Raw genomic sequence first — 7810 nt, 5'->3', positions numbered from 1 at the left:
TTATTCCAAAATTACGTTAAATCACGCTTGTGAATTTTCACTTGCGAAACTTTAGTTCTTTATTTTAGGTTTTTTCCGATTTTTGACCCTAGGGTCTTTTTTTTCGGTTTTTACCCTTACCCTTCACGCGTATATATAAAAAAGAGTTTTCAAACTTTCACCCTTCACCTTTTTGGCGATTCTTTTGATGATCAGAGAGTTACGGGTGAAGGGTGGTGAAGACACTTTCTTGTTTTGTATTAAACACTTTTTTACATTTGGACATTTTAAGGAGAGTTTGGTTGGGAACGGAGAACTATGAACTTGCTTAGGAAAAGAGAAAGGAGATTATGAAAAAGCCCGATAAAAGTGACTTTTATCGGGCTGGAATTGTTATGATTATTTACTTGTTGAATGCATAGAACAAACCATCATTCATAGCCATGCGAACCTGGTATAAACCATTGGCATCTGCTGGGACGTTGATCTTCTCGCCACTTGGCAAGCAAGCCTGGATGCTGCCATCCTCGTTGAAGCTGAAAAGCTCACGGATATCGCCATCCTTGCTGTATGACCAACTCTTGTGCTTCTTGTCGAACACAAAGTATGATTTCTCACCATCTGGGTCGGTAATCTCGTAGCCATTCTTCAATGTCTTGATGGCATACATGCGACCATCCTTACCCATTACGTCCTTAGTAGTTCCTACCTGACCAATCACCTTGTTGCCTGTCCAGAACTCGATAGAGTTGATAACGAGAAGGTCTGCAAATGAACATACTGCGTAAGCTGGAGAGATAAGCACGAAGATAATCTCGTTTACAAACTTGTTGTCTGTTGCTCTCTTGTTCCAGTCAAGTACGGAATTTGTCAGGCCAAATGAGCCGATGCAAGAACTGAATGTCAAGGCGCCCAGCAGGACTGCGATGACAGGTTTAGTTAAATTTTTCTTCATAGTCATTAATTAATTTATATGTTGAGTATCTTTTACTTAGCAGACTCAAACTCGCGCAAGAAACGAGTATCGTTCTCAGAGAAGAGACGAAGGTCGCTCACGCGATATTTCAAGTTGGTGATACGCTCAACACCCATACCGAAGGCATAACCCGTATAGACATTGCTGTCGATACCGCAAGCCTCAAGATCATGAGGGTCAACCATACCGCAACCTAAAATCTCAACCCATCCGGTATGCTTGCAGAAGTTACAACCCTTACCGCCACAGATGTTGCAGGAGATATCCATCTCGGCACTAGGTTCTGTGAATGGGAAGTAGCTAGGACGGAGACGAATCTTGGTATCTGTACCAAACATCTCACGGGCAAAGGTAAGGAGCACCTGCTTGAGGTCGGTGAAACTTACGTTCTTATCTACATAGAGACCTTCTACCTGATGGAAGAAACAGTGAGCGCGGGCGCTGATAGCCTCGTTACGGTAAACGCGGCCTGGGCAGAGCACACGGATAGGTGGCTCATGAGTTTCCATATAGTGAGCCTCGTCGCCAGAAGTATGGCTGCGGAGGAGCACATTCTTGGTAACATCGTCGCTGTTGGTCTTCTCTATAAAGAAGGTGTCCTGCATGTCGCGGGCTGGGTGGTCGGCAGCAAAGTTGAGCATCGTAAATACGTGCTTGTCGTCATCTACCTCAGGACCCTGGAAAAGGGTAAAGCCCATGCGAGCGAAAATGTCGATAATCTGATTCTTCACTACGGTGAGTGGATGGCGGGTACCGAGTGCTACAGGGTAGGCGGTACGGGTCAAGTCGATATCATCGCTTGATGCCTCGGCTTCTTCCATCTGCTCCTTCAGTCCGTTGATCTTCTCAAGGGCTGCGTTCTTCAGTTCGTTGATTTTTACACCAACCTCTTTCTTCTGGTCGGCTGGCACTGTGCGGAAGTCGGCCATAAGGGCGTTAATCTCGCCCTTTTTGCTCAGATACTTGATTCGAAGCTGCTCTACTTCTTCTGCGTTTTGGGCAGTCAAAGTGCTCACTTCTTTCAAGAGTTCGTCTATTTTTTCTAATAACATATCTATATTTTTATCTTTTTTGACTGCAAAGATAACATTTTTTGCTTAAAAGATGAAATAATTCAAAAGAAAGTTGTACTTTTGCATGGAAAATTTGAGAAATTTAATAGGTTTATGAAAAAACTCTGTTTATTAACGGTGTTAATGGCGGTGCTTACCATCGTTTGTTTCACGTCTGTGGGATGTACAGACAAGAAGCCTGCGCCTGCCATTGATTCGGCTTCATCCGACTCGGTGATTGCCGACACCCAAGCGATGGACTCTACAGAACAGCTGATAGAGGAGACTCCGATGCCAAAGGCGGCTGACGAGCTTTTTGATGATTTTGTGTTTAATTTTGCAGCTAACAGAAAGTTGCAGAAAAGTCGTATTGTCTTCCCGCTGCCGGTATATCACGGTGAGAAACTGACCAAGAAGATAGAAAAAAAACATTGGAAGATGGAGCATTTCTTCATGCGCCAGGATTATTACACGCTGATTTTTGATAATCAGAAACAGATGAAACTGATGAAGGATACTACTATCGATCATGTAGTAATAGAAAAGGTGTTCTATAGTAGAAAGACAGTTCAGCAGTTTGTGTTTAATCGCATCAATGGTCAGTGGATGATGACTAGCATCTGCTACGTGCCTATGTATCAGAATAATAATGCCAGTTTCCTGAAGTTTTACGGACATTTTGCTACTGATACCGCATTCCAGGCTCGCCACCTCCATAATCCGGTGAAGTTTACCGGTCCTGATCCTGATGATGATTTCAGTACGATGACAGGCGATATAGAACCGGAAACGTGGCCTGCCTTTGCGCCTCAACTGCCTCACGGCATGATTTACAATATAATCTATGGTCAGAAATATACCGAGAGCAGCCAGAAAATCTTCGTGATTCGTGGTATTGCCAATGGTATGGAAACCTCACTTACTTTCAAAAAGATTGGAGGAAAATGGGAACTGATCAAACTGAATATGTAGCTTTTTAGTTAGTAGTAATAGTTTAACCAGATATGAAGGATATTCGTAACTATAGCCTTTTGGCTCACAATACATTCGGGATTGATGCTAAATGCAGCAGATTTCTAGAGTATAAATCGGTTGAGGAAGCCCGACAGATAGTGGGCTTGCTGACAGAGGCAGATCAGCCGCTGCTCATTCTGGGTGGTGGCAGCAATCTCTTGCTGACTGGTGATTATGCAGGTACAGTGCTCCATTCGGCTATTATGGGTATTGAGGTTCTTGACAACAAGACTTTGGCAGCAGCAGAGGGGGATGATGCTTTGTGCAATCCGGATTGGGTATTCCTTTCCTGTGGTAGTGGCGAGGTGTTTGATGATGTGGTAGCTTATGCCGTAGAACATGGTTATCATGGAGCCGAGAACCTGAGTATTATTCCGGGTGAAGTAGGTGCCAGCGCGGTTCAGAATATTGGTGCCTATGGTGTGGAAGCCAAGGATATTATATATAAGGTGGAAGCGGTTGAGATAGCTACGGGCAGGGTAGTGGTGTTTGATAATGCCGACTGCGAGTATAGTTACCGTCAGAGTAAATTTAAGCATGAGTGGAAGGATAAGTATCTGGTGACGCATGTGGTTTACCGTTTGCAGAAGACCTTCTGTCCGGATCTGGATTATGGTAATATCCGTTCTGCGCTCGAAACTAAGCATATTGCTGAGCCTACAGCCCAGCAGCTTCGTGATGTCATCATAGAAATTAGAGAGGCAAAGTTGCCAGATCCTAAGCTACTCGGTAATGCTGGAAGTTTCTTTATGAATCCTATTGTGGAGAAAGCAAAGTACGAAGAACTGGCTGCTCTTTATCCAGGTATGCCTCATTACACTATCGATGACTCTCATGAAAAAATTCCGGCTGGCTGGATGATTGATCAGTGTGGCTGGAAGGGTAAGAGTCTGGGGCGAGCCGGTGTACATGATAAGCAGGCACTGGTGCTTGTAAATCGTGGCGGTGCTACGGGCGAGGAAATCGTAAAACTCTGTGAGGCCATCCAGGAGGATGTGAAGCAGAAGTTTGGTATAGAGATTCATCCGGAGGTGAATGTGAAGTGAAGAATTCGTTTGTTTTCAGAAAAATATTTGATAATTAATGAAGGTAACTTTATTAGGTACAGGCACATCGGGCGGTGTGCCTTCATTGGGGTGTAACTGTGAGGTGTGCCGAAGTACGGATCCGCATGATAAAAGATTGCGTAGTGCAGCAATGATAGAAACGGAGAATACCCGTATCCTGATAGATGCCGGACCTGACATCCGACAGCAGTTACTGCGTGTACCTTTTAGAAAAAATGATGGTGTGCTGATTACGCATATCCATTACGACCATGTTGGTGGTATTGATGATTTGCGCCCTTTCTGTATCTTTGGTGACATCAATATCTATGGTGATGAAATCGTTACTGCGGGGCTGCCTCATACGATGCCTTACTGTTTTCCGAAGGATGCAGAAAAGCTATATCCTGGAGCTCCGAAACTCAAATTGCATACCATTCATCCGCATGAGCATTATCAGATAGGTGACATTGAGTTTGTTCCTATCCGTGTGATGCACGATAAGATGCCTATTCTCGGCTATCGGTTTGGTAAGTTTGCCTATATCACTGATATGAAATCCATGGGTGATGAAGAATATGCTTATTTGGATGGGGTAGAAATGCTCGTAATCAACGCCCTCAGATTTGAGAAAACGCATCACAGCCATCAGCTTGTATCTGATGCTATTGAGGTGTCGCGAAGGATAGGAGCAAGAAAGACTTACTTTATCCATGTGACTCATCAGATTGGTTTCCACGATGAAGCGAATAAAAGGCTGCCCGAAGGCTTTGAATTTGGCTTCGATGGAATGGAGATATATGTAGAAAATGAATGAGTTTTTATTAAAAAAAGATTTAAATTCGTTATTTGAGAATTAAAAAATATTAAAAGATAGGTCTTTTGCTAAGAAAAATTTGCGAGTATCATAGATTATTTCTATATTTGCATGTGTGTTTTTCATAGTATTAGATTTAAGGTTAACAAGGTATTGGGGTCGCAGCGGCGACCCTTTTTTGTTTTTATCCCCTTTTGTAGACTAGAAAATCCCTTCTTTCAAGGCATCTTTTCTCTCCCCAAAAACGGTATGGAATTCATCTCTTCCGAGGTTTGAATTTACGGTAAAGTTTCCAAGCCAACAGTGCACCGTCGAATGCTCCTGCTCCCACCTGCAGCAAACTCTGCAGTCGCTTGCTAGGACTCGCATTGCGTGACAGAATTTCAGGTTTTGTGAAAAGTGAGTTCCATAAAGTCTGAATCTTGGCATCATCGGCATCAATTTCCTTGCGTATCGCCTCTTTCTTGAGTCGTATATCATTTAAGGAATTATATTCTGTGATTTCTGAATGATTTGTCATGTTGCGAAAAGGAAGTTATTTTTCCATTAAGAGGCTGGCCAGAAATCTGACCAATGGTCTCTCAATCCACTTATGGCGGAAAACTACAAATAATATTAATATAAATAGGTATACTGCAGCAACGATGCAGAATCCGATTGTCAGACTACCTATTAAGTCTGCCAATGCGAAAGCAGCAGCAAAGGATAGGTAAATGAGGGTAAGCGTGAGTAATCCCAGAAGCACCACCGTCATAGTGATGACAGTGAGCAGGCGTACCACCTTATCCACAACATCGAGCTTCAGATATTCGCTCTGAAGCCCGATGTAATGTTTAAGCACCTCAATGAGCTGCCCGATAGTTTCTACATTTTTATCGTTAGAGAACATCATGATAGGTGATGATTAAACCTCAGGAGCAGCGTCCTTGATATCGTCAACCAGATCATCAACGTCCTTACGGCTCAACTTGATGTCGTGCTTCTTGCAGAAATCGTCTACTGCACCTGCAATTTTACTACGTGTATCCTCACCCTTCTCTGGAGCGAAAATCAAACCGAGTGCTGTACCAGCGATAGCGCCGCCGAGGAAAGCACCAATGTAACCTAATGTTTTCATATGCTATAAATTTTAAACGTTAAACGATTATCTTCTTGTCTTTTTTCATTTGACATTGCAAATATACTAAATTCTCACTAAAAAACAAGCCTTTTTGCCTTAATTTTTCATTAAAAATGTTTTAATAGCCTTATTTAACAAACTTTAGACGGTATTTTCTTCGTTTTTCGAGCATTTTTTTGTATTTTCGCAGAGTAAAAAACGCATAACGCGAAATTTATATTGAATAAACAACAATATTAAACAATAAAACGCATAAAAATTATGAAGAAAATTACAGTATTAAGCATGGGTATGTGCGCTGTTTTGGCGCTCGCTAGTTGTGGTACATCTAAGGAAAGTGCATACAAGAAGGCATATGAGAAGGCTCAGCAGCAGGAACAGCAGGCTGCTCAGGCTCCAGTTGCTCAGGAACCAGTTGTTGCTCCTCTTGAGACACAGGCTCCTTCTGATGAGCAGACAGAGGTTGATAACGCAACCGTACGTTCTGAGGATGTTTCTCTTATCTCAGGTTCTGGCTTGTCTAACTACAGCGTAGTTGTTGGTTCTTTCTCTCTCAAGGCTAACGCAGAGGGTTTGGCTAGCACTTTGAAGAGCGCTGGTTACGAATCTCAGATTGTTTTGAACACAGACCGCAACATGTATCGCGTAGTAGCTTCTACATTCGCTGACAAGACTGCAGCTGTGAAGAGCCGCAACAAGCTCCGCGCTGGTAAGTATCCAGATGCTTGGTTGCTCTTAAAGAAGTAATTCGATATTATATATAGGATAATATATCCGTAGATTAATGCGAATTTTATCAATAGATTACGGTAAAAAACGTACCGGACTGGCTGTGACCGACCCATTGCAGATTATTGCCAATGGGTTGGCCACAGTTTCTACACATGAACTTTTCACTTATATCGAAACTTATATTCAGAAAGAACAGGTGGAACGTATTGTTATCGGAAAACCGATGCAGCCTAATGGGCAGCCTAGTGAAAACCTGGCAAGAGTAGAAAACTTCTACAACCGTTGGCGCAAGGCTCATCCTGAAATTCCTATTGAATATTATGACGAGAGGTTTACATCAGTCTTGGCACATAGAGCCATGATAGATGGAGGTGTAAAGAAGAAAGTGAGAAAAGAAAACAAAGGATTGGTAGACGAGATAAGTGCTACCATCATATTACAGGATTATTTGCAATCAAGAAGATAATGATTTTACCGATTTATATTTATGGTCAGCCAGTGCTGAGAAAAGTGGCTGAAGATATTACACCTGATTATCCAAAACTCAAGGAATTGATTAATAATATGTATGAAACCCTTGATTCCAGCAACGGTATCGGACTGGCTGCACCTCAGATTGGCTTGCCTATCCGCCTCGTTGTTATCGACCTGGATGTGCTCAGCGAGGATTTGCCTGAGTATAAAGGATTCCGTCATGCATTCATCAATGCCCATATCTTGGAGCGCGATGAGGAGAATACTGACTCTTCTGAAGAGGGATGTCTTTCTATTCCTGGTATCAATGAGAAGGTGGTTCGTCCTACACGCATCCATGTAAAGTATATGGATGAGGATTTTAATGAGCATGATGAATGGATTGAGGGGTATCTGGCTCGCGTAATGCAGCATGAATTCGACCATTTGGAGGGTACTATGTTTGTAGACCGTGTGTCTCCTCTTCGCAAGAACATGATAGCAGGAAAGCTCAAGGGTATTATCAAGGGCAATTTCCGTGCTGCCTATCGTACAAAGATACGTCGATAGTTCTTTCGAAAATATAGTAAGCTTCATGGTAATCGTGACGATTGAGCTTAC

The 7810-nt window shown here is 42.7% G+C and carries 11 protein-coding genes; 6 read left to right on the top strand and 5 right to left on the bottom strand.

Annotated features, from left to right (window positions below; genetic code table 11):
* Positions 1-382: 382 nt before the first annotated feature.
* The gene (locus KSW37_RS04240; protein ID WP_437183107.1) at positions 383-934 is read right to left on the bottom strand and encodes a DUF3332 domain-containing protein; all 552 of its coding nucleotides are present in this window, start codon (positions 932-934) and stop codon (positions 383-385) included.
* Positions 935-966: 32 nt separating this feature from the next.
* Positions 967-2007: a phenylalanine--tRNA ligase subunit alpha gene (gene pheS / locus KSW37_RS04235; RefSeq protein ID WP_217313444.1), complete on the bottom strand. Its 1041-nt coding sequence runs from the start codon at positions 2005-2007 to the stop codon at positions 967-969.
* Between the two features lie 114 nt (positions 2008-2121).
* Here pheS and KSW37_RS04230 point away from each other — a divergent pair, with 114 nt between their 5' ends.
* The 3 genes from KSW37_RS04230 to KSW37_RS04220 are packed head-to-tail and all read left to right on the top strand — an operon-like array spanning position 2122 to position 4884.
* Entirely contained in the window at positions 2122-2979 is an 858-nt protein-coding gene (locus KSW37_RS04230) for a DUF4348 domain-containing protein (RefSeq protein ID WP_217313443.1), read from the top strand.
* A gap of 32 nt (positions 2980-3011) precedes the next feature.
* Positions 3012-4067 (top strand): UDP-N-acetylmuramate dehydrogenase, encoded by a 1056-nt coding sequence (gene murB, locus KSW37_RS04225; protein WP_217313442.1) that lies wholly within the window; start codon positions 3012-3014, stop codon positions 4065-4067.
* A gap of 37 nt (positions 4068-4104) precedes the next feature.
* The gene (locus tag KSW37_RS04220) at positions 4105-4884 is read left to right on the top strand and encodes an MBL fold metallo-hydrolase (RefSeq protein WP_217313441.1); all 780 of its coding nucleotides are present in this window, start codon (positions 4105-4107) and stop codon (positions 4882-4884) included.
* A gap of 256 nt (positions 4885-5140) precedes the next feature.
* On the opposite strand, the gene KSW37_RS04215 is transcribed toward KSW37_RS04220, so the two are convergent.
* Genes KSW37_RS04215 through KSW37_RS04205 form a run of 3 tightly spaced genes read right to left on the bottom strand, consistent with a single transcriptional unit; the run spans position 5141 to position 6001 of the window.
* Entirely contained in the window at positions 5141-5404 is a 264-nt protein-coding gene (locus tag KSW37_RS04215; RefSeq protein WP_217313440.1) for a hypothetical protein, read from the bottom strand.
* A 15-nt stretch (positions 5405-5419) separates the two neighbouring features.
* Entirely contained in the window at positions 5420-5773 is a 354-nt protein-coding gene (locus KSW37_RS04210) for a phage holin family protein (protein WP_217313448.1), read from the bottom strand.
* Positions 5774-5788: 15 nt separating this feature from the next.
* A complete protein-coding gene (locus tag KSW37_RS04205) occupies positions 5789-6001 on the bottom strand; it encodes a YtxH domain-containing protein (protein WP_006846877.1) in 213 nt (70 codons plus the stop codon).
* 264 nt (positions 6002-6265) lie between these two features.
* On the opposite strand from KSW37_RS04205, the gene KSW37_RS04200 reads away from it, so the two are divergent.
* The 3 genes from KSW37_RS04200 to def are packed head-to-tail and all read left to right on the top strand — an operon-like array spanning position 6266 to position 7759.
* Positions 6266-6751 carry an SPOR domain-containing protein gene (locus KSW37_RS04200; RefSeq protein ID WP_217313439.1) on the top strand — a complete coding sequence of 162 codons (486 nt, stop codon included), beginning with the start codon at positions 6266-6268 and terminating at the stop codon, positions 6749-6751.
* A gap of 37 nt (positions 6752-6788) precedes the next feature.
* Positions 6789-7202: a Holliday junction resolvase RuvX gene (ruvX, locus tag KSW37_RS04195; protein WP_006846875.1), complete on the top strand. Its 414-nt coding sequence runs from the start codon at positions 6789-6791 to the stop codon at positions 7200-7202.
* Positions 7202-7759: a peptide deformylase gene (gene def / locus KSW37_RS04190; protein WP_217313438.1), complete on the top strand. Its 558-nt coding sequence runs from the start codon at positions 7202-7204 to the stop codon at positions 7757-7759. The genes ruvX and def overlap by 1 nt, the downstream gene beginning before the upstream one ends.
* The last annotated feature ends 51 nt before the right edge of the window (positions 7760-7810 follow it).

Origin of the sequence: Segatella copri (assembly GCF_019127135.1) — a bacterium.
Classification (GTDB): domain Bacteria; phylum Bacteroidota; class Bacteroidia; order Bacteroidales; family Bacteroidaceae; genus Prevotella.
Note: the sequence above shows the minus strand (reverse complement) of the source record. Positions and strands in the feature narration are given on the sequence as shown.